A 20,383-nucleotide genomic window follows, 5' to 3' on the forward strand; every position below is an offset into this window, starting at 1 on the left:
GGACCCGGATGAGCCGGCCGCGCGGGGCAGGGCAGGGCCTTCACGGCCATGTCATGCCCCGCGCCTACGCTGCGCAGCGATCACACGCAGCCTTCATCCGACACCCATGACTTCACGACGCAGCTTCCTGCGCGGCAGTGCCCAGGCGGGCATCGCGGCGGCCTCGCTCGGCGCCTTCCCCGAATCGATCCGGCGCGCCCTGGCCATCCCCGCGCACAACGCCACCGGCACGCTGCAGGACGTGCAGCACGTGGTGATCCTGATGCAGGAGAACCGGGCCTTCGACCACTACTACGGCACGCTGCACGGCGTGCGGGGCTTCGGCGACCGCTTTCCCATACCGTTGCCCGATGGCCGCAACGTCTGGCAGCAACGCACCGCCACCGGCCAGGTGCTGATGCCCTTCCACCTGGACGGCACGGCGGGCAATGCCCAGCGCGCCAACGGCACGCCGCACGACTGGAACGACAGCCAGCAGGCCTGGGACCACGGCCGCATGGACCAGTGGCCGCGCTACAAGAACCAGATCTCGATGGGCTACTTCGAGCAGGCCGAGATACCGTTCCAGTTCGCGCTGGCCAATGCCTTCACCATCTGCGACGCGTACCACTGCTCGATGCACACCGGCACCGATGCCAACCGGGCCTTCTTCCTCACCGGCACCAACGGCGCCGTGCCGACCGGCACCGCCTTCGTCACCAACGAATGGGATGCCATCGACGGCCTGCCCGGCGGCGTGGACACCGGCTACACCTGGACCACCTATGCCGAGCGGCTGGAGCAGGCCGGTGTGAGCTGGATCAGCTACCAGAACATGCCCGACGAGTGGGGCGACAACATGCTGGGCGCGTTCCGGCAGTTCAAGCGTGCCAACATCGCCTCGGGCTATCCCGTCTCCAGCGGCGGCTCGCCGGGCCGGCCCTACACCCAGACCGGCCAGGCCGTGCCCTACAAGGCCTACGACCCGGCCACCGACAACGCCGGCAACCCGCTGTACAAGGGCATCGCCAACACGCTGCCCGGCACCCAGCCCGAGAACTACCTGGACGCCTTCCGCCGCGACATCAGGGAGGGCCGGCTGCCGCAGGTCTCCTGGATGAATGCGCCGTCGATCTATTGCGAGCATCCAGGCCCATCCAGCCCGGTGCAGGGCGCCTGGTTCCTGCAGGAGGTGCTGGACGCGCTGACCGCCGTGCCCGAGGTCTGGAGCAAGACGGTGCTGATCGTCAACTTCGACGAGAACGACGGCTACTTCGACCACGTGCCTTCGCCCTCCGCTCCCTCGCCCGATGGCCATGGCGGCCTGGCCGGCAAGACCACGCTGGGCGCGGCCGAGATGGCGGCCGAGTACTTCACCCAGCCCAAGCCGCCCGGCAGCACCCGGCAGCCACCGCCGGACGGCCGTGTCTACGGCCCCGGCCCGCGGGTGCCCATGCTGCTCATCTCGCCCTGGAGCCGCGGTGGCTGGGTCAATTCGCAGGTGTTCGACCACACCTCGGTGCTGCGCTTCCTGGAAGCGCGCTTCGGCGTGATGGAGCCCAACATCAGCCCGTTCCGCCGCGCGGTGTGCGGCGACCTCACCAGCGCCTTCAACTTCGCCACGCCCAACACCGAGGTGCTGCCGGTGCTGCAGGGCCGTGCCACCAAGGCGCAGGCCGATGCACTGCGCCGCCAGCAGGAAAGGCTGGGCCAGATCCGCCCGCCGGCGCAGCAGCAGTTGCCTAGACAAGTGTCCGGCACCCGGCCGTCGCGCGCACTGCCGTATGAGCTGGCCACCCATTGCGACGTGCTGCCACCGGCCACGCGCAGCATCGCCGACGCGCGGGTGCGGCTGGGCTTCTTCAACACCGGCCGGCAGGCGGCCGTGTTCCATGTCTACAACCGCCTCGACCTGGCCGCGGTGCCGCGGCGCTACATGGTGGAGCCGGGCAAGCAGCTGTCCGACACCTGGGTGCCCGCCGCCGGCGGCCTGTACGACCTGTGGGTGCTGGGCCCCGACGGCTACCACCGGCACTTCACCGGCAGCGCATTCCGCGCCGTATCGGCGGCGCAGCCGCGGCCGGAGCTGCAGGTGCGCAGCGATGCCCGCACCGGCGAGCTGGTGCTGCTGCTGGCCAATGCGGGCTCGGGCCCGTGCACCTTCACGCTGCGGTCCAACGCCTACCGCAGCCTGACGGCCACCCATGTGCTGGCCGCGCGCAGCGAACTGTCGCTGCGCCTGCCGGTGGCCGACAGCGGCTGGTGGTACGACTTCAGCGCCACGGTGACCGGCCACCCCGAGTACCTGCGCCGCTTTGCCGGCCGGGTGGAAACCGGGCGCCATACCGTCAGCGATCCGGCGCTGGGTCAGGGCTGACGGCGGCCACACCGCCGCCTGGCGCTCCACGGACCGGGCGTCCGGCGGGTGGCTGCCGGCCATGGACGTTCGCAGCGCCGGAGCTGTGGTGGCCGGGGCCGGAATCCCGGCTTGCGTGCGTGCTCGCTCAGGGGCCTGCCAGCAGCTGGCGCAGCCGCAGTGCATTCGCGGCCGCGCCGCCGCCGGCGGTGTTGTCGAAGATGCACCAGGGCTGCGCGTCGGCAGGCCAGGCGTGCAGTTCGTCGGCGCGCTGCTGCAGCCAGGCCTCCTCGTAGCGCGACCAGTAGATGCGCGGCGCGCCATGCCAGCGGTGGTACAGCAGCGCACCGCCGCCATCGCCGCGTGGCCCCAGCCAGCCGCCCGGCACGGCCGCCGCGGGCCAGCGGGCGGGATCGGCCGCCGCGCGCGAGACCCGCAGGCCCGCCAGCGCCGCATCGGCGCCCGGCGTGAACCAGCTGGCATGCCGCGGCTCGCACACCACCGCTCCACGGAACAGGCTGGCCAGCAGCGTGAAGAAGCTGCGCACCGGCCGCGCCTCGTAGGCCAGGGAAGGCGGCAGCTGCACCAGCAGCACCGCCAGCTTGTCCCCCAGGCCGGCGGCTTCGCCCAGGAACTGCTGCAGCGGCGCCCGCGCACGACGCAGCCGGCCTTCATGGGTGATGGCCCGCGGCAGCTTGGCCGAGAAGCGGAAACCCGGCGGCGTCATCGCGGCCCAGCGCGCGTACACCTGGGGCTGGTGCGGCCGGTGGAAGGAGCTGTTGATCTCCGCCACGCCCAGCACCCCGGCATAACGCTGCAGGTGCTGGCCTTCGCCGGGAAACTGCGCCGCGCAGTCGCGCGGGATCGACCAGCCGGCGGTGCCGATCTGCACCGTCATGGCGTGCCGCCCCGCAGCTGCTGCAGCAACTGCCCGGCACCGAACAACAGCCCGCCGATGAGCCCGCCCACCAGCGTGCCGCTGATGCGGATGCTCTGCAGGTCGGGGCCGATCTGCAGCTCCACTTGCCGGGCCATCTCCTGCGGGTCCCAGGTACGCACGGTGTTGCGGATGTGGCGCACCAGGTGGTCCGCGAAGGCGGGCGCCAGGTCCTGCGTGAGCTGCACCACATGGCCGGCCAGGGATTCGCGCAGCGCCGCGTCCTCGCCCAGCTTGCGGCCCAGCCACAGGCCCATCTGCTGCACCTGCGCGGCCATCACCGACTGCTCGGGCGGCTTGCCGATGTCGTCGCTGATCCAGCCGCGGATGTCCTGCCAGACGCCGCGGGTGAAGGCCAGCAGGTGCGGGTCCTCCAGCACGTAGCGCTTGAGCTGCTCGGCCCGCTCGCGCAGCTCGTCGTCCTCGCGCAGCTGCTGCACCAGGCGCTCGGCCATGCGGTCGAAGGCGACGCGGTAGTCGTGGTCCGGGCGGGCCGACATTTCCTCCAGCAGCTGGCCCAGCACCTTCTGCACCACCGAGGCGGCCTCCTGGCCCAGCCAGTCGCTGGGCAGCACCTTCTCCAGCATCGGATGCTCGGCCTTCATCCAGGCCAGCACGCGGGCCACGATGGCCTCGCGCACCGAGTCCTTCTTCAGGTGCTGCAGCGCCAGGCCCACCACGTCGCTCAGCAGCTGCTGGTGGCGGCCCTGGCGCGTCAGCATCTGCAGCACGTTGCCCAGCGCCTGCGCCAGGTCCAGCTTGCCGATGAAGGACTGCATCGCATCGGACACGAAGCCCTGCACCCGCCGGTCGTCCACCAGCGCCAGGCCATGGCGCACCAGCGTGACCGCATGGGTGCCCAGCCGCTGCGAATTGGCCGGCACGCTGAACCAGCCGGCCAGCAGCGCCACCGGGTCGGTGCGCTGCATCAGCGCGGCCAACGCCCGGGGGTCCAGGAACTTCTCGTGGATGAAGCGGCCCAGGTTGTCGGCGATGCGGGCCTGGTTGGAAGGGATCACCGCGGTATGGCGGATGGGCAGCCCCAGCGGCCGGCGGAACAGCGCCACCACCGCGAACCAGTCGGCCAGGCCGCCCACCAGCGCGGCCTCGGCGATGGAGCGGCACAGGCCCGCGGCCACCGGATGCCCGAAGGCCAGCGAGGCGGCATAGAAGCCGCCGGGCACCAGCAGCAGCACCGCCAGCGCCTGCCCCTTGGCGCGGCGCAGGCGCTCGGCCGGGGTGGGCAGCGCGCCCGTGCTCATGGCAGCACCTCGCTCGACACTTCCTTCATCCGCCCCATGTTATGGGACGAATGGCGGCCTACTGCAGCGCGGCCGGCTCGCCCGCCACCGCGGAGTGACACAGCCGGAAGGCCTGCGGTGCCATCTGCGTGGCGCCGGCCGCCCCCAGTGCGGCCTGCAGGCCCGGCTGCTGCAGCACCGCGGCGACGGCCGGCGCCTCGTAGCCGGTGACCAGCAGCACCCAGTCGGCGGCCTGGTCGCCCAGGCCGCGGATGCGCTGCTCGGTGGTGGGCGCGATGTCCGGCGGCTCATGGCGCAGCAGGTGCGCGCCCGCCAGGCCGGGCAGCAGCGCCAGCCGGGCGCACAGCGGCCCGAAGGCCTCCACCATGCCCGCCTGGGTGACCCCGCCGGTGGCCATGCGCAGCGTGAGCGCATGGCCGCTGACCGCGCTGCCGGCCGAGGCCATCACCCGGCACTGGCTGCGCACCATGTGGCGGTGGTGCGGCATCAGCCGCGTGGACCAGGGCGTGGGCGCATTCAGCCGCGCCAGGTAGGCCGCGCTGGACAGCGTGGTGTGGTCGGCCAGCTCGTACATCACGAAGAAGCCTTCGCCGCCGTCCTCGTGGCCCACCGTGCTGCGCCAGCGCGAGGCCCGCAGGAAGCCGGGGATGCCCAGCCGCTCCGGGAAGTGCTCGTGGCTGTGCCAGTGCTCGAAGTCGGGTCGTGTCTCGGCGGCCATGTCCCACCACATGGCCAATGCCGCCTTGCCCATCAAGCCCATGCCAGGCCGCCTCAGCGCGCCGCGCGCATGCGGGCCAGCTCGGCATTCACCTCGCCGACCACGCCTTCGCCGATCTCGCGGCTGAACTTGTCCATCACCGGCTGCACCTTCTGCCGCCAGCGGGCCATCTCGGCCTCGCTCACCTCGTTGACGGTCATGGTCTTGCGCAGGTTGTCGATGGCCTGGGCCTCCTTCTGCTGGGTGAGCTTGCGTTCCTCGGTCTTGGCCTCCTGCGCGGCCTCGCGGATCACCTTGCGCTCGTCGGCCGACATGCCGTCCCAGGTCTTCTTGCTCATCATGAAGGGCATGCCTGTATAGACATGCCGGGTGATCGACAGGTACTTCTGCACCTCGGCGAACTTGGCCGACTCGATCACCGCCACCGGGTTGTCCTGGCCGTCGATGGCCTTGGACTCCAGCGCGCCGTACACCTCGCCGAAGGTCATGGGCAGCGGGTTGGCGCCCAGCGTGGTGAACAGGTCGATGAAGATCGGCGAGCTGATGACCCGCATCTTCAGGCCCTGCATGTCCTCGGCGCGTACGATGGGGCGCTTGCTGTTGGTCATGTTGCGGAAGCCCAGGTCCCAGATGCCCAGGCCCACCAGCCCGTGCGCCGACAGGCCGTCCAGCAGCCGCGTGGCCACCGGGCCGTCGGTGATGGCATAGGCCTCCTTCGCGTCGTTGAACAGGAAGGGCAGGTCGAACACCATGAACTGCTTGTCCAGCGAGGCGACGATGCCGGTGGCCATCGAGGTGAAGTCCAGCGTGCCGCCGCGCACGGCGGACAGGTTCTGCGGGTCGCTGCCCAGCACCGCATTGGGGAAGAGGCTCACCTTCATCTTGCCGCCGCTGCGGGCGGCCACGGCATCGGCAAACTTCTGCGCGCCCTGGCCCAGCGGATGGTCCTTGGCCAGGCTGAAGGCAAAGCGCAGGTTGCGCTCCTTGATGTCCTGTGCCTGCGCCATGCCGCTGGCGGCTGCGAAGGCAAGGCCGGCGATGGCCAGGGTGGTCTTGAGGAGGTGGAGGTTCATGGCTTGTCCCCGTTAGGGAAGTGGGTTGGGTTCTTCATGCGCCGAAGCGCACCGCATAGCCCCAGGCGTCCAGCCCGCCCGGGATGGCGTTGAACGACAGGGTGATGCGGCGGCCGCCCGGGTTGGGCGGCACGGAATGCAGCAGGTAGCTGGGAAACAGCAGCAGGTCGCCGGGCGCGGTGGACGGGCTGATCCAGCGGTCGGCATTGAAGGGCGTGGGCGCCACCTCGGCGTGCTCGTTGCGGAACACGAACTCGGTGCCGCCCACCGGCTTGTGGAACACGGTGCGCGCCGCGGGCTCCAGCGGCGTGAGGTACACCACGCCGGAGACGAAGCTGTTGGCATGCTGGTGCATGGCCTGGTGGCCGCCGCCGTCCATCAGGTTCACCCACATCTCCTTGATGGACCAGCCCAGGCGCTGGCCGAACATCAGCGCGCCGATGTCCACGATGCGCGGCGTGATGCGCGCGGCCACCTGCCCCAGCAGCGGGCTGTCGGCCGGGCGCAGCAGGCGGGTGTGGCTGAGCGCGCCGGATGCGGCATTGGGGCTGTCGGCCAGGCCGGCGAAGTGGCGCAGCAGGCCCTGCACCAGTTCGCCCTCCAGCGCGCCGGCCGCGCGCAGCACGGGCGTGGGAAACACGCCGAACACCTCGTCCATCATGCGGGGCCGTTGTTCACAGCACCTGGTCGGGCGACCAGCCGCCGGCCACTGCGCGCTGGCGGATGAAGTCGGAGTCCTTCCGCATCGCCGCGATCATCATGGCCGGGGTGAGGTTGCCGGAAGCGAACTGCGCATGGTCGGCGAAGAAGGCGCTGTTCAGGCTCACCGGGCTGCCGTCCGCGCCGGCGATGCGGTACTCGATCTGCGACTCCACCGCGCCGCTGTAGCCACCCAGCCGCAGCAGCGAATAAAAGGTGGCCCAGTTGATGACGCCGCCGCCGGTGCCGGTGGCGCCGGGCGGCTGCACGCGGCCGATGCTCAGGGCGCCGGTTTCCGGGTCCACCGTGGCGGCCAGGTCCTCCACCGCCACGCACTGGATGTGCGGCATGTTGCGGCGCATCTCCAGCTGCCACATCGTGCCGGGCGCGGCGGTGGCGGTGTGGCCGATGGCCAGGTTGATGCCGATGAGCTGGGGCGAGATGCCCTGCATGGCATAGGCGTAGTCGTACACCGTCACGCCGATGTTGGAGGCATGGGTGTGGGCCACGCCGCACAGGCCGCCGTACTGCGCATTGATGGCGGCCAGCCGGCGGTGGTTGAGCCGCACGCCGTCCAGCAGCGTGGTGATCTGCGCGCCGAAGGTGTTGCTGCCGAAGCCCACCGCGCCCGAGTTGTTGAAGCGGTACTTGCGGATGCCGTGCGCACCGGCCACCGACAGGATCTGGTGCACCGACTGGCTGGCGATCCAGGCGGTGTTGGCCGGGTCGGCCGGCGGCGCGAAGTTCACGCCGATGTGGTCGCACAGCGCGCCGGTGCTGCGGATGCCGCTGAGCATGGCCGGCAGGTGCGTGGCCACGTTGGCCGGGTGCACATGGCCATCGTTGCGCACCGTCAGGTCCACCGCCGCATAACCGGCGGCGCGTGCGGCCTCGCCCACCTTCACGCCGGTGCCGTAGGGGTCGGCCACCTGCTGCGCCTGGGTGCCCACCCACTGCAGGTGGCGCGACCACAGCTGCGTGACCAGCCGCTGGCCCGGCGCGGGCTGGGCCTGGGCCGCCGTGGGCAGCACCAGTTCCTTGGCGGCCAGGGCAGCAGCCGCCGCGGTGGCGCCGGTCAGGAAGTCTCTTCGTTCCATGTCTTTCTCCTCCGGTCAAGCGGTGGTGGTGTGGCGGCGGCGGCGGCGCGCCGTGGCAGCCATGGCGGCCAGGCCGCCCAGCATCAGCGCCCAGGTCGATGCCTCGGGCACGGCGGACACGCTGCCCGCGGCCAGCATCACCGCCGAGTCGCCCACGGTGTCCAGGGTGTCGGCAATGCCGATGGACAGGGTGTTGACCTGCCCGGCGTTGACCGCCATCTCCAGGTTCATCACCACCGTCAGGCCGTCCAGCTCGGTGTCCACGGTGTCGAAGAACGCCGGGTTGTCGCGGTACAGGCCACAGTGGCTGCCGGCGCCCACGCAGTGCACGCTGGAGGCCGAGATGGCCAGCCCGGTGCCGGGCACCAGCGCCTGGTTGACGCCGTTGACGAAGACGCCGAACACGTCGGTGGGAAAGCCGCTGTCCACCAGGTCGTTGTAGTCCTCCGACGCGAAGACGAAGCTCATCGTCAGCCGCGCATGCTGCGGCACGAAGCTGAAGCTGAGCACCGAGGCATTGAAGGTGGGCTCCGATGTCAGCGCACCGAACAGCGCATGGCCGGCCGCCGTGTTGGCGGTGAGGCCGTTGCCCACGCCGGCGGTGTAGGTGCCGGTCTGGTTGGCGGCATCGCCTTCGAAGGCGGCGCTGCTGCCGATGAAGCGGGCGTCGCCGGTGCTCAGCACCACGCCGCTGTCGATGCCCAGGCCGGTGGCGCCGGTGCCGCCGCCGGTGAAGCGGCCGGAGGCGCTGGCCTGGCCGGTGTAGCTCGCCGAGCCGGCCACCACTGACAGCCGGCTCTCGGCGCCCAGCAAGGTGTCCACCAGGGCCGCGGCAGACGCCGCGGAGCCGTCGGCCAGCGGCGTGACCACCGCTGCCGCGCGGGCAGCGGGCAGGCAGGCTGCCATGGCCAGCAGGGCCGCCATGACAGGGCGCAACAGATGGGTCTGCTTCACGCTGCGCTCCTTGCGGTGCTGCCTGCCGCGATGTGCCGGCGCCGCCCGGCCAGGCCGATGCCGGCCAGGCCCAGCGAGAACATCAGCCAGGTGGAGGCCTCGGGCACCGCGCCCATGATGGCCACCGAGCCGAAGGCGCTTGCATCGCCGGTGCCGCTGCCGACGAAGGCCGCGCTCACCTCGCTGGACAGGGTGAGGTCCAGCAGGCTGGTGCTGCCCACGGCGGGCGTGTACGAGAAGCTCCAGGGCCCCTGCACATGGTCCTCGAACAGCGTGATGCCGCCGTTGCTCAGCGACACGAACAGCGTGGTGGCCGCGGTGCCCGAGCCGTTCTCGAAGTCCAGCGTGGTGAAGTCCAGCGACAGGTTCACCGTGCCGCTGCTGATGAACGAGCCGGTGAAACGTGCGCTGGCCACCGCATGGCTGAGGTCGCCCGCCGACACGTCGGCCGAGGTGGTCAGCAGGCCCGGGCCCGCGAACACGCCGGCCGTGGCCACGCTGGTGCTGGCCACCGAGGCCGCCGAGGCGCTGAGCGCTTGCGCGCCCGCCTGCAGGTCGGCCTCGGGCAGGGCGCCCGCGGCCTCGGCGATGGCACTGGCTTCGAACGTCGTGTCGAAGAACGGGATGGCGGCATGCGCGGCACCGCCGAAGGCCAGGCCGGCCAGCAGCGCCGCCAGGGCGCACGGGTGCAGTCGGAGGGAGCGGTTCATGTCGGCCCTCACTTGACGACGCGCACGGTGGCGGTGGAGGTCAGCTTCTTCTGCACGCCCTGGTGCAGCACGTTGGCCGACACGGTGAGCGGCACGGCGCTGCCTTCGGGGATGTTGTTGTCCACCAGCGCCTTGTCGAAGGTGACCACCAGCGTGCGGCCATCGGAGGTGGCCCTGGCGCTCACTGCCGGGAAGGTCTGCATCGTCAGCGGCGTCTTCAACTCCACCTGGCCGTCCAGCGTGTGCCCGGCCGGCAGCTTGAAGGTGGCCGTGACCAGCCCCTGCACGCTGGTGAACACGCCGTTGGCCGGCCGCAGGTTCAGCGTGCCAGGGGTGAACTGCAGCGCACCCGGCTGTTCCTGCGCGGCCAGCGTCACCACCACCTTGCCGGTGGGCCGGGGGTCGGTGCAGTCGTTGTAGTAGTACTCGCCCTCGCGGTCGAACTTGTGCTGGGCGGACTGGCCCGGCTGCAGCTTGAAGTTGAAGCGGCCCTCGAAGTACTGGGTGGCGCAATGAGCCTTCAGGTTGCCGCTGCCGGCCACGCCGAAGGTGGCGTCGCCCGGGTTGGTGAAGGTCACCGTGGTGCCCACCGGCACCGTCAGCGTGGAAGGCACCATCGATGCGGTGGTCACGCTGTCCTTGGTGGCCGTGGCGGTGCCATCGGAGCGTGCGAGGTAGATGGTGTTGGCCGGCAGCCCGGTGGCCGGCGTGTTGTTCACCGGCCGGCGCAGGTTGGCGATGGGCACCGGGGCCGGCGCCTCGCTGCTGCCCGACACCACCACCGGATTGGACCGCGGGCCGGTGGTGTAGACGGCCTTGCCGCCCAGCTTGAAGGCCCACACCGCCGCGCCCTGGCCCTGCTGGGCATAGGGCTGGGTGCCGGCCATCGCGGGCATCGCGATGTACTGCTCGCCGCCCACGGTATAGGTCACCACGCCCGAGGCACTGGGCGCGCCGGTCTGGAAGCGCCACAGCTCCTCGCCGGTCTGCGCATCCAGGCCCATCAGCCAGCCGTCCACGCGGTTGATGAACAGCAGGTCGCTGGCCGTGACCAGCGGATGGTTGCCGTGGGCCACGTCGCCGCCCAGGCCGAAGTGCTTGCGCCACACCGGCAGGTTGGTCGAGGCATCCACCGCCACCACGCCGCCGGTCTGGTAGCCGCCGATCTGGCGCAGGCCGTTGCCACCCTGGAAGGCGCCATGCGCCACCGGGTTGTAGGACATGCCGATGTAGCGCATGTTCAGCTTGGGACTGATCGACACGTTGGACCAGTCGGCCGCGCCGTTCTGGCTGGTCATCGACAGGAACATGCTGTTCTCGTCCCAGTGCGGGTCGTACATGCAGCCTTCGCGCGTGCCCGAGAGGTACTGCGTGTCGTTCTTCAGGTAGTTGTCCGGGTTGAGCACCAGCTTGTACTGCCCGGGCTTCTCCGGATCGGGCTGGGCCTGGTAGCCATTCCAGTTGGGCACCGCGCGGTTGGGCGCGCCGGGGATCTCCGAGCCCAGGTTCTGGTAGACCAGGCACTGTTCCTGGAAGGGCCCGGAAGCCGGGAAGGGCTGCGTGGCGGGCTGGGCCTGGCGGGCATCGGTGGGCACCTGGCGGTACACCACCGGCAGCGCCGGCTTGCCGTTGGTGCGGTCCAGCACGAACTGGTGGCCGGACTTGCTGCCGTAGTAGATGACCTTGCGGGTCTGGCCGCCGATCTGCACGTCGGCCAGGCTGGGCGTGTGTACGTTGTCCATGTCCCAGACGTCGTGCTTGACCGACTGGAAGTGCCACTTGTAGGCACCGGTCTTCATGTCCAGCGCCACCAGCGAGCTGGTGAACAGGTTGTCGCCCGGCCGGTCGCCGCCCCACTGCGCGCCGGTGCAGCTGCGCGGGTTGCCGAACGTGACGTACAGCATGCCCAGCTGGGTGTCGATGGACGGGTGGATCCACGAGGCGCCGCCGCCGTTGAGGTAGCAGTCGTTGGGCGTGTCGTTCGGCGTGTTGCGGGTGGTCCAGGTGTCGCCCGCGTCGAAGGTGTTGCCGTTGACGTCGGTGAACGAGGTGCCGTGCGGGTACGCGCTGTAGAACACCCACTGCACCGCGCCGTCGCTGGCGCGCACCGCGATCATCGCGCCGCGGCCGTTGTCGTTGGTGCCCTGGTACACCATGCCGTCCTGGTAGATGGTGGCCACCTTGGCGATGCCGCCGATGGCGGTGCCGTTGTAGGTGGGGACCACGGCCCATTCCACGGCGCCGGTCTGCTGGTTCAGCGCGACCATGCGCCCGCCTGCGGCGGTGGTGAACACCTTGCCTTCGCCCACGCTCACGCCGCGGTGCTGGCGGTTGCCGCCGTAGCCGTTGGCTTCCACCGAAGGCATCCACTTCCACTTCACCGCGCCGGTGGCGGCATTGAGCGCCATCACGCCGCCGCCCGGGGTGTCGAGGTACATCACGCCGTCCACCACCACCGGGGTGGTCTGCTGGCCGACGTCGCTGCTGCCCGGGCCGGGTGCCGGCTGGGTCACCGGCTCCACGTTGGTGTGCACCACCCAGGCCGGGCCCAGGCTCCTGATGTTGCCCTTGTTGATCTGCGTGAGCGACGAGTAGCCCTGGCTGCCCAGGTTGCCATGCACCAGCGGCCAGTTGCTGCCGGCCGGTGCCAGCGAAGGCGAGGGCGCTGGCTGCGCCAGCACGGCGGCAGCGCCGCATGCGGCCATGGCCATCAGCGCCGCCATGGTGATGTGGCTCAACTTCATCATCGGATGTCTCCTCTTGGCAAGGTGGGGTGCGGTGCGCGTCACGGGCGCTTCCGTCGCGGCGGAGGTTGCCAGAGTTCATTCCGGCGGTTCAAATAATCGTGGTGGCATTCAATTTCTGAAAGCCGTTCCAAGGAGAAGCCGTGAGCGGAGCCCTCGAGAAGACCATCGCCATCCTCGAATACCTGGCCGCGCGGCCCGAAGGCGCGCCGCTGGCTTCCATCGCCACCGACCTCAACCAGCTGCGCAGCGCCTGCCACCGCACGCTGCAGGAGCTCATCGGCTTCGGCTACGTGCGCGCGCTGCCTCAGCGCGGCAGCTATGCGCTCACCAGCAAGCTGGCTTCGCTGGGCCTGAGCTTCCTCAGCAAGTCGGGCGTGGTGGACATCGCCCAGCCGGTGATCAACCGCCTGGCCGAGAAGACGGAGGAGCTGGTGCGGCTGGCCATCGTGGACGGCGAGCGGCTCACGCTGGTGGCCAAGGCGCAGGGCTCGCGCTCGGGCCTGAGGTACGACCCCGACATGGGCATCGAGCTCAACCTGTCGTGCAGCGCCGCCGGCCATGCCTGGCTGATGACGTTGACCGAGGACCAGGCCATGCAGGCCGTGGCCCGCCAGGGCATGGGCGACCGCGCCCGCTTCGGCCCCAATGCACCGCGCAGCATGCGCGCGCTGAACCTGCTGCTGAAGGAGCACCGCAAGCGCGGCTTCAGCATGGTGAACGAGACCTATGCGCCGGGCATGAATTCGATGGCCGCGCCGGTGCAGCGGCGCGGCGAGCCGGCCACCGGCGTGATCGTGGTGGCCGGGCCGTCGGTGCGGCTCACGCCGGCACGCATGGCGCAGTTTGGCCCCGATCTCATGGATGCTGCCGCCGAGCTGTCGGCCGCCGCCAGCGCCTCGCCGCTCATGCAGGCGGCGCACATCGGCACCTGGGGCAACCGCACCGACGGCAGTGCGCCGGCGGTCACCCGGCGGGTGGTGCGCCGCTGAAACCGCAGCCGCGCAGGCCGCGCCTGACTGACACACCCGGTTGCGCCATGCCGGGTTAACCAGCAGCCGCAAACGTTTGCGCAATCGTTTGCGCGCCCTAGACTGAACCGCTTAACGAACCAGAAAAGGAGAGTGCCATGCGGCTTGGATGGATCTGGATGCTGTGCGTCGCCCTGCTGGCCGGCTGCGGCGGCGATGGCGGCGATGACGACGTGCACAAGGTGATCATCGACAGCGACTACAACACCATGAGCGACGATGGGCAGCTGGGCGTGATGGCCGCGCAGCTGCAGGCCGAGGGCCGCATCCGGGTGATGGGGATCAGCGTCGTGTCGGGCAACCAGTGGCTGCGCCAGGGCGTGGCCGATGCATTGAAGTCGATGGAGCGGCTGGGTGCCGGCGCCGCCATCCCGGTGTATGCCGGCGAGAACATGCCGCTGGACCATGACTACGCCGCCGTGCAGGCCGAGCAGGCCGCGGGTGCCGGCGGTGACGGCTACCTGGGCGCCTGGAGCACACCCGAGCCGCAGACCGATGCCGACCTGGTGGCTCCGCCCGACGGCTTTGCCACCCGCACGCAGGTGCAGGCCAAGAGCGCGGTGGACTTCATCGTCGACACCGTCAAGGCGCACCCGCACGAGATCACGCTGCTGGCCATCGGCCCGATGACCAACGTGGCCAAGGCGGTGGCGCGCAACCCGGAGATCGTGCCGCTGATCAAGCAGATCATCTACATGGGCGGCGCGGTGCATGTGCCCGGCAACACCACCCGCACGGCGGAGTTCAACTGGTGGTTCGACCCCGATGCCGCGCAGCAGGTGGTGCGCCTGCCCATCCGGCAGGTGGTGATTCCGCTGGACGTGACCGACACCGTGCTGCTCACCAAGCCGGTGTACGACCGCATTGCCCGCGCACCGCAGCCCACGCTCATCACCCGGCTGTTCCAGCAGCTCAACGGCTATGGCTTCAGCGGCGACAGCGGCTTCGAGAATGACCCCACGTACACCCAGAACATCTGGGACACCCTGGTGCTGGCCTACCTGATCGACCCGCGCTTTGCCACCGAGACACGCGAGGAATACGTGGACGTGATCGCGCGCAAGGGCGACCCGGAAAACGGACGCTCGGTGGGCTACGACGTGCCGCCGGCCGGCGTGCCGCTGCAGAAGATGACGGTGGTCACGCGCTTCGACAACAACCGCTTCTTCGACTTCTATGTCGACCTCTTCACCCGCCCGGTGCCGGTGAAGCTGGACTGAGGACGAGGGGCAGGGCGGCTGGGAATACCGGTTGCCCCGAGTCAGGGCGCATCCATCGCCCGCCATGCCCACCGCCTTCGAGACGCTGTACCTCTTCCTGCTGCTGCCGCTGTGGCTGGCGGCCGGCGTGGCCGACCAGCTGTGCCACCGCATCCAGCGGCTGGAGCACAGCGCCGGGCTGCCCGAAGGCCTGCTGCACCTGCTGATGGCGCTGCAGATGGCGGTGCTGGCCGGCGGCGTGCTGCTGCTGCAGCCCAGCGTCGGCAGCCTGGCATTGATGCTGGCCGCCTGCGTGGCCCATGAGGCCACCACCTGGGTGGACCTGGCCCATGCCGAGCCGCGCCGCCGCGTGCCCTGGTACGAGCAGGCGGTGCATGGCTGGCAGCAGCTGCTGCCCTGGGTGGTGTTCGGCAGCTACCTTGCGCTGGAGGAGGCCACCACGCCGGTACTGGGGCGCAGCGTGTGGGGCTTGCACCTCAAGCAGCCGCTTCTGCCGCTGGCCTGGCTGGCGCCGGTCCTCGCGGGCACGGCCGCGCTGGGGCTGGGACCGGTGGTGGTGGAGGTGTGGCGCTGCTGGCGCGTGCGCCAGCGGCCGCCGCAGCAGGTGCCGATGCCCTGACGGCGGCAGGCGCGGGCCCACGGCCCTTCAGCCCGTGCCGCCCGCTTCCCGCATGGCCTTCGCCAGCGCGGCCTGGCCACTGGCCTGCAGGCCCTGGATCGCACCTTCGCGGTCGGCCGGCTGGTGGTGCTGGTTGAGCTTGAACTTGCCTTGCAGCCGGGTCAGGCGCACCTCGATGCCGACGATGTGCTGCATCAGCGTGGCCAGGTAGTCCGCCGGCGCGTCGGCCATCTTCCACGGCGCAGGCTGCGTGGCCTCGTGCTGGCGGGTCAGGCGGGCCACGACGGCGCGCACGAACTTCTCGTCGTCGCGCACATGCAGCGTGCCATGGGCATGCACCGCCTCGTAGTTCCAGGTGGGCACGTAGCGGTGCGTCTGCTGCTTGCCGGGGTACCAGCTGGGCGAGATGTAGCCCTGCGCGCCGCGGAACACCACCAGCACCTCGGCGCCCTCCGGCACCTGCCGCCACACCGGATTCGCGCGTGCCACATGGGCCAGCAGCGTGCCCTGCGGCCCCTGCCCGGTGTCCAGCAGGAAGGGCAGGTGCTCGGCCTCCAGGCCGTCGCCGCTGCGGTAGGTGAGCATGCCCAGGGCATGCTGCTGGATGAGGCGATGCAGCAGGGCGGCATCCGGCACGGCGAACTGGCTGGGCAGGTACATGGCGCGACTGTGCGCCCGAGCCGGATTCATGGAAACATCCAGTTCCACGCCATTCCACTGGACCAGTTGCCGAGATGCGCCACCCACCGCCCGTGCCACCGCCTGCCCCACCGGGCCTCAGCCGCCGGCTGTACGAGGAACTGCGCGCACGCATCCTGGACGGCACCCATGCCGCGGGTGCGCCGCTGCCGTCCACCCGGGCGCTGGCGGCCGAGCGGGGACTGTCGCGCGGCACCGTGTCGCTGGTGTACGAGCAGCTGGCGGCCGATGGCTTCATCACCACCCGCACCGGCGCCGCCAGCCGGGTGGCGCCGGGCGTGGCGCGCGCGGCATCGGCGCTGCGTGCGCCGGCCGCCCGCGGCCCGGCCGGGCGGTTGTCGGCAGTGGCCCGGCGCATTGCCGCGCTGGACATCCGCGACGCCGGCCCCACCGGCACCCGCGAGATCGACTTCGTCTACGGGCCGCTGGCGGGCGCGGACTTTCCCACCCTGGCCTGGATGAAGGCGCTGCGCGCCACCGAGCGGCAGCGCAGCGCGCGGCTGGAATACGAGGACCCGCGCGGCCACCTGGGCCTGCGGCGCGCGCTGCAGGCGCATTTGAGCCACAGCCGCGGCCTGGCCTGCAGCGTGGAGCAGCTGATGATCGTCAACGGCTCGCAGCAGGCGCTGGACCTGTGCGCGCGCTTGCTGGTGGATGCCGGCGATGGCGTGGTGATGGAGAACCCCGGCTACCGCATGGCCCAGCATGCCTTCGCCGCCTGCGGCGCGCGGCTGCTGCATGTGGACGTGGACGAGCACGGCCTGTGCACCGACCAGCTGGCGGCGCTGGGCCCGGCGCAGCTGGCCTTCGTCACGCCCACGCACCAGTTCCCCCTGGGCGGCTTCCTGCCGATGGCGCGCCGCCGGGCGCTGCTGGCCTGGGCCGCGCGCCGGCATGCCTGGATCATCGAGGACGACTACGACAGCGAGTACCGCTACGGCGTGCGACCGGAGGCCACGCTGCAGTCGCTGGACACCCACGGCCGGGTGATCCACGTGGGCACCTTCTCCAAGACGCTGTCGCCGCAGCTGCGGCTGGGCTACATGGTGCTGCCGGATGGGCTGGTGGATGTCTTCACCGCGGCCCGGCGCGTGGCCGACCGCCATGCCCCGACGGGCGTGCAGGCTGCGCTGGCGCGGCTGCTGGCCGACGGCAGCTACCAGCGCCATGTGCGCCGCATGCGGCGCCTGCAGCAGGCCCGTCAGCGTGCGCTGGTGGAGGCCCTGGCCCGGCATTTGGGCGAGGGCGTGCAGGTGCAGGGTGCGGCCAGCGGGCTGCATCTGGTGGCGTGGTTCACCGGCCTGCCGGCCAGCGCCGAGGGCGCGCTGGTGCAGGCCGCGCGCCAGCAGGACGTGCGGGTGTATCCCATCGGCCCGCTGTTCGATGCCACGGCGCCACGCGCCCGGCGGCGGCCGGCGGGGCTGGTGATGGGGTATGCCCTGCTCGACAGGCCGACGATCGAGGAAGGCGTGCAAAGGCTGGCGGCTTGCGTGGCGCGGCTGATGCCATCCCGGGCGGCTGTCCGCCGCCGCCGGTCGACGCCTGCAGCGCAGGGTCGCGAGCTGCGTCGCAAGGCCGATTGAAAGCGGGCCATGCGGCCTACCTGAGCTGCCGCCCCGTGTTGGAAGCAAAGGCACCGTGGGTCGGCAGATGCCCTCCGCCGGCATGCGCTGCCAGCTCGTCCAGCAGGATGTCCAGCGCCCTTCGATCCAGCGCCCGCAGCGCCTCGGCGCAGGCCGGGTCGTCTTCGGGCAGGAACGACGCGGCGCCGAAGTCGCTGAGCAGGGCGCCGACCTGGCCGTCGACCAGCAGGTTGTGGGCATACAGGTCGCCGTGCATCAGCCCGCGTCCATGCAGGTGCGCCATGGCCGATGCGGCCGCCTGGCCGATGCGGTCGGCCTGGTCGGCCGGCAACCGCAGGCCCGGGGCATACACGTCGCGGCTGCAGCTGCGCATGCTGGGCGGGCCCGCCAGCGGCGCCCAGTGGGCCGCCAGGCGCGGCAGCACCAGGCCCTGCCGGTGCTGCGGATGGTCGGCCAGCACGCCGTGCACGCCCACCAGTGCCGGATGGTCACCGGCGGCCAGCGTGGCGGCCATCTCGCACTGCGGCAGGCCGTCGCTGGTCACCTCGCCCTTGAACAGCTTCACCGCCACCGGGCGCGCCGCAGTGCCAGCACCAGGCTGCCATTGCGCGGCGTGGATCTGGCCCGAGGCGCCTTCGCCCAGCATTTCTTGTAGGGACAACTGCGCCCACGGGATGCGGCGCGCCGGGCTGCGTTCGGCCGCCGCGGCCTGCTCCCGCGCGGCGCTGAAGGGATTGCCCGCATGGGCCAGCCAGGCCAGACGCGGCAGCGCCAGCAGCTCGTCGGGCAGCGCGTCCTGCCGCCGCGCGAAGCGATTGGCCGCCAGCCGCAGCAGCTCCAGCCGCTGAAGCCGGCCGATGCCCGCGGGCAGCCGCGCCAGCCGGTTGCCGGCCAGCATCAGCTTCTGCATGCGGTGGCAGTCCGCCAGGGTGGCGGGCAGCTCGCCAATGCGGTTGTCGGTGAGGATCAGCCAGCGCAGCGTGGGCGCCAGCGCAGCGGCCGGCACCTCGGCGATCTGGTTGGCCTTGAAGCCCAGCGTGTCCAGCGCCGGCAGCCGGCCCAGCACCGCCGGCAGCATGGCGAAGCGGTTGCCCGAGGCGAACAGCGTATGCAGGCGGCGGCATTGCGCCAGGCCGTCGGGCAGCGTGTGCAGCGCATTGCCGGAGACATCCAGCACCTCCAGCGTGTCGGCCAGCGACAGCACCTGCGGCGGCAGCTCGGTCAGTCCGCAGTGGCGCAGGTCCAGGTGGGTGGCGCCTTGCAGCTGGCCGGTGAGCAGGCGGGCGAGTTGGGCGGCGGGGGTGTGGTTCGGCATGGTCGGCGCGCATTGTCGGCCTGCCTTGCGGCCGCCTCACAAGTCCTCGTGGAACCCCGCAGCCCCTGCCCGCCAGTAGGCGGAGATGCGGGCGGCCTCCTTGGGGTGGCCCTTGTCGCGCAGCAGCAGGTCGCGCACGCGGGCCATCAGGGTGGCCTCGCCGCCGGCCCAGGCGAAGCCTTCGCCCGCGGGCAGTGCCAGCGCCTGCAGCGACTGCAGCAGCGCCTCGGGGCTGTCCAGCCACTGCAGGTCGAGCGCCGCGGCGCTGTGCAGTGCGCGGCGGTCGGCGGCCTCCACCTGCAGCCGCACGATGGCGCGCGTGCCGGCGGGCAGTTCCTCCAGCCGGCGGTGGATGGCGGGCAGGGCGGCGGCGTCGCCGGCCAGCAGGTGCCAGTCGCAGTCGGTGGGCACCACCATGGAGCCGCGCGGCCCGCCGATGGTGGCGGCCATGCCCGGCGCGGCCTGCGCGGCCCAGGCCGCGGCTGGGCCGTGGCCATGCAGCGCGAATTCGATGGTGAGTTCGCGCGCCGCGGTGCTGAAGCGCCGCGGCGTGTAGTCGCGCCGCACCGGCTCCGTGCCCGGCGGGCCGTCGAGCATGAACTTCACATGGTCGTCAAAGCCGGCGGAGGCGAAGTCGGCCAGCGACTCGCCGCCGAAGGTGATGCTGGCGAAATGCGGGCTGATGCGCTGCACCCGCAGCACCTGCAGCTCGCGCCGGCGCAGCTCGTGGCGGATGCGCTGGATGCGGCGCTGCGTGGATGCGGGTGCCTCGGTGGCCGTTGCGTGGTCGATGGACATGGTGGCGTGGATTGGTGGACAATGTCATCCATCATGAAGCGCAAAGTTGATTTTGTCAACCAATCGGAGGCCGACGAGGTCTTCGATGCCATCCACGGCCTGATGCACCTGGTGCGCGCGCGCCAGTACCGCGTGCTGCGTGATTCGCCCCATGAGATCACCCACCTGGAGGGCAAGGTGCTGGGCTTCTTCGGCCGCCATCCCGGCGCGATGGCCGGCGACCTGGCCGCGCATTCGGGGCGGGACAAGGCGCAGATCGCGCGGCTGCTGGCCGGGCTGAAGGAGCGCGGCCTGCTGCAGGCCGAGGTGGACGAGGCCGACCGCCGCAAGACGCGGCTGCACCTGAGCGACGCCGGCCGCGAGCTGCTGCGCACCACCCAGCGCAGCCTGCGCGAGGTGACGCAGCGCAGCCTGCAGGGCTTCAGCGCGGAAGAGCGGGCGCAGCTGCTGGCGCTGCTGCGCCGGGTGCGGGGCAACCTCGACGAGGCCGAGGCGCAGGACGCGGCCGGCTAGGAGTCTGCGCGGCAGAAGCCGCGCCGCCTGCTAGCCTGCGGCTTGACGCACGGCTCCCCCGAGCCCCCTCCGAGAG

At 71.2% G+C, this 20,383-nt stretch carries 18 protein-coding genes; 6 read left to right on the plus strand and 12 right to left on the minus strand.

Annotation, left to right across the window (positions count from 1 at the left end):
* Positions 1-106 precede the first annotated feature (106 nt).
* The gene (locus VO99_RS14575) at positions 107-2,356 is read left to right on the plus strand and encodes a phosphocholine-specific phospholipase C (RefSeq protein WP_046113578.1); all 2,250 of its coding nucleotides are present in this window, start codon (positions 107-109) and stop codon (positions 2,354-2,356) included.
* 127 nt (positions 2,357-2,483) lie between these two features.
* Here VO99_RS14575 and VO99_RS14580 read toward each other — a convergent pair whose 3' ends face one another.
* Genes VO99_RS14580 through VO99_RS14620 form a run of 9 tightly spaced genes read right to left on the minus strand, consistent with a single transcriptional unit; the run spans position 2,484 to position 12,532 of the window.
* Positions 2,484-3,233, minus strand: a complete 750-nt coding sequence (locus VO99_RS14580) for a DUF72 domain-containing protein (RefSeq protein ID WP_046113579.1) — start codon at positions 3,231-3,233, stop codon at positions 2,484-2,486.
* A complete protein-coding gene (locus VO99_RS14585; RefSeq protein WP_046113580.1) occupies positions 3,230-4,534 on the minus strand; it encodes a DUF445 domain-containing protein in 1,305 nt (434 codons plus the stop codon). The genes VO99_RS14580 and VO99_RS14585 overlap by 4 nt, the downstream gene beginning before the upstream one ends.
* A gap of 58 nt (positions 4,535-4,592) precedes the next feature.
* A complete protein-coding gene (locus VO99_RS14590) occupies positions 4,593-5,294 on the minus strand; it encodes a DUF4286 family protein (RefSeq protein ID WP_046113581.1) in 702 nt (233 codons plus the stop codon).
* A gap of 11 nt (positions 5,295-5,305) precedes the next feature.
* Positions 5,306-6,325 carry a TRAP transporter substrate-binding protein gene (locus VO99_RS14595; protein ID WP_046113582.1) on the minus strand — a complete coding sequence of 340 codons (1,020 nt, stop codon included), beginning with the start codon at positions 6,323-6,325 and terminating at the stop codon, positions 5,306-5,308.
* Positions 6,326-6,359: 34 nt separating this feature from the next.
* A complete protein-coding gene (locus VO99_RS14600; protein ID WP_046113583.1) occupies positions 6,360-6,983 on the minus strand; it encodes a putative 2OG-Fe(II) oxygenase in 624 nt (207 codons plus the stop codon).
* A 16-nt stretch (positions 6,984-6,999) separates the two neighbouring features.
* On the minus strand, positions 7,000-8,121 hold the full coding sequence (locus tag VO99_RS14605) for a twin-arginine translocation signal domain-containing protein (RefSeq protein ID WP_046113584.1): 1,122 nt from the start codon (positions 8,119-8,121) through the stop codon (positions 7,000-7,002).
* Positions 8,122-8,136: 15 nt separating this feature from the next.
* On the minus strand, positions 8,137-9,075 hold the full coding sequence (locus VO99_RS14610; RefSeq protein WP_157039570.1) for a choice-of-anchor L family PEP-CTERM protein: 939 nt from the start codon (positions 9,073-9,075) through the stop codon (positions 8,137-8,139).
* Entirely contained in the window at positions 9,072-9,785 is a 714-nt protein-coding gene (locus VO99_RS14615) for a PEP-CTERM sorting domain-containing protein (protein ID WP_046113585.1), read from the minus strand. Before VO99_RS14615 ends, VO99_RS14610 begins: the two co-directional genes overlap by 4 nt.
* Positions 9,786-9,793: 8 nt before the next feature.
* Positions 9,794-12,532, minus strand: coding sequence for an outer membrane protein assembly factor BamB family protein (locus VO99_RS14620; protein WP_052736339.1), 2,739 nt, complete (start codon positions 12,530-12,532; stop codon positions 9,794-9,796).
* A 140-nt stretch (positions 12,533-12,672) separates the two neighbouring features.
* On the opposite strand from VO99_RS14620, the gene VO99_RS14625 reads away from it, so the two are divergent.
* From VO99_RS14625 to VO99_RS28845, 3 genes are all read left to right on the plus strand, one after another.
* The gene (locus VO99_RS14625; protein ID WP_046113586.1) at positions 12,673-13,521 is read left to right on the plus strand and encodes an IclR family transcriptional regulator; all 849 of its coding nucleotides are present in this window, start codon (positions 12,673-12,675) and stop codon (positions 13,519-13,521) included.
* 137 nt (positions 13,522-13,658) lie between these two features.
* Positions 13,659-14,780: a nucleoside hydrolase gene (locus VO99_RS14630; protein ID WP_046113587.1), complete on the plus strand. Its 1,122-nt coding sequence runs from the start codon at positions 13,659-13,661 to the stop codon at positions 14,778-14,780.
* 64 nt (positions 14,781-14,844) lie between these two features.
* Positions 14,845-15,399: a hypothetical protein gene (locus VO99_RS28845; RefSeq protein WP_052736340.1), complete on the plus strand. Its 555-nt coding sequence runs from the start codon at positions 14,845-14,847 to the stop codon at positions 15,397-15,399.
* A 27-nt stretch (positions 15,400-15,426) separates the two neighbouring features.
* On the opposite strand, the gene VO99_RS14640 is transcribed toward VO99_RS28845, so the two are convergent.
* Positions 15,427-16,059: an FMN-binding negative transcriptional regulator gene (locus VO99_RS14640; protein ID WP_046113588.1), complete on the minus strand. Its 633-nt coding sequence runs from the start codon at positions 16,057-16,059 to the stop codon at positions 15,427-15,429.
* Between the two features lie 74 nt (positions 16,060-16,133).
* Here VO99_RS14640 and pdxR point away from each other — a divergent pair, with 74 nt between their 5' ends.
* A complete protein-coding gene (gene pdxR, locus VO99_RS14645) occupies positions 16,134-17,681 on the plus strand; it encodes a MocR-like pyridoxine biosynthesis transcription factor PdxR (RefSeq protein ID WP_046113589.1) in 1,548 nt (515 codons plus the stop codon).
* 16 nt (positions 17,682-17,697) lie between these two features.
* Here pdxR and VO99_RS14650 read toward each other — a convergent pair whose 3' ends face one another.
* Together VO99_RS14650 and VO99_RS14655 are read right to left on the minus strand one after the other, a co-directional pair.
* Complete coding sequence (locus VO99_RS14650; protein WP_052736341.1) at positions 17,698-18,996, minus strand: leucine-rich repeat-containing protein kinase family protein; 1,299 nt, start codon at positions 18,994-18,996, stop codon at positions 17,698-17,700.
* Between the two features lie 36 nt (positions 18,997-19,032).
* The gene (locus VO99_RS14655; RefSeq protein WP_046113590.1) at positions 19,033-19,794 is read right to left on the minus strand and encodes a siderophore-interacting protein; all 762 of its coding nucleotides are present in this window, start codon (positions 19,792-19,794) and stop codon (positions 19,033-19,035) included.
* Between the two features lie 33 nt (positions 19,795-19,827).
* Between VO99_RS14655 and VO99_RS14660 the strand changes: the two genes are divergently transcribed.
* Positions 19,828-20,307, plus strand: coding sequence for a MarR family winged helix-turn-helix transcriptional regulator (locus VO99_RS14660; protein WP_046113591.1), 480 nt, complete (start codon positions 19,828-19,830; stop codon positions 20,305-20,307).
* Positions 20,308-20,383: the final 76 nt, after the last annotated feature.

It is taken from the genome of Aquincola tertiaricarbonis, from assembly GCF_000969605.1.
Classification (GTDB): Bacteria; Pseudomonadota; Gammaproteobacteria; order Burkholderiales; family Burkholderiaceae_C; genus Aquincola; species Aquincola tertiaricarbonis.

Coding starts and splice junctions, on each gene's coding strand:
- VO99_RS14615 (WP_046113585.1), bottom strand. CDS start 9,785: ATGAACCGCTCCCTCCGACTGCACCCGTGCGCCCTGGCGGCGCTGCTG.
- VO99_RS14590 (WP_046113581.1), bottom strand. CDS start 5,294: ATGGGCTTGATGGGCAAGGCGGCATTGGCCATGTGGTGGGACATGGCC.
- VO99_RS14640 (WP_046113588.1), bottom strand. CDS start 16,059: ATGTACCTGCCCAGCCAGTTCGCCGTGCCGGATGCCGCCCTGCTGCAT.
- VO99_RS14650 (WP_052736341.1), bottom strand. CDS start 18,996: ATGCCGAACCACACCCCCGCCGCCCAACTCGCCCGCCTGCTCACCGGC.
- VO99_RS14660 (WP_046113591.1), top strand. CDS start 19,828: ATGAAGCGCAAAGTTGATTTTGTCAACCAATCGGAGGCCGACGAGGTC.
- VO99_RS14620 (WP_052736339.1), bottom strand. CDS start 12,532: ATGATGAAGTTGAGCCACATCACCATGGCGGCGCTGATGGCCATGGCC.
- VO99_RS14600 (WP_046113583.1), bottom strand. CDS start 6,983: ATGGACGAGGTGTTCGGCGTGTTTCCCACGCCCGTGCTGCGCGCGGCC.
- VO99_RS14585 (WP_046113580.1), bottom strand. CDS start 4,534: ATGAGCACGGGCGCGCTGCCCACCCCGGCCGAGCGCCTGCGCCGCGCC.
- VO99_RS14580 (WP_046113579.1), bottom strand. CDS start 3,233: ATGACGGTGCAGATCGGCACCGCCGGCTGGTCGATCCCGCGCGACTGC.
- VO99_RS14595 (WP_046113582.1), bottom strand. CDS start 6,325: ATGAACCTCCACCTCCTCAAGACCACCCTGGCCATCGCCGGCCTTGCC.
- VO99_RS14605 (WP_046113584.1), bottom strand. CDS start 8,121: ATGGAACGAAGAGACTTCCTGACCGGCGCCACCGCGGCGGCTGCTGCC.
- VO99_RS14630 (WP_046113587.1), top strand. CDS start 13,659: ATGCGGCTTGGATGGATCTGGATGCTGTGCGTCGCCCTGCTGGCCGGC.
- pdxR (WP_046113589.1), top strand. CDS start 16,134: ATGCGCCACCCACCGCCCGTGCCACCGCCTGCCCCACCGGGCCTCAGC.
- VO99_RS14655 (WP_046113590.1), bottom strand. CDS start 19,794: ATGTCCATCGACCACGCAACGGCCACCGAGGCACCCGCATCCACGCAG.
- VO99_RS28845 (WP_052736340.1), top strand. CDS start 14,845: ATGCCCACCGCCTTCGAGACGCTGTACCTCTTCCTGCTGCTGCCGCTG.
- VO99_RS14575 (WP_046113578.1), top strand. CDS start 107: ATGACTTCACGACGCAGCTTCCTGCGCGGCAGTGCCCAGGCGGGCATC.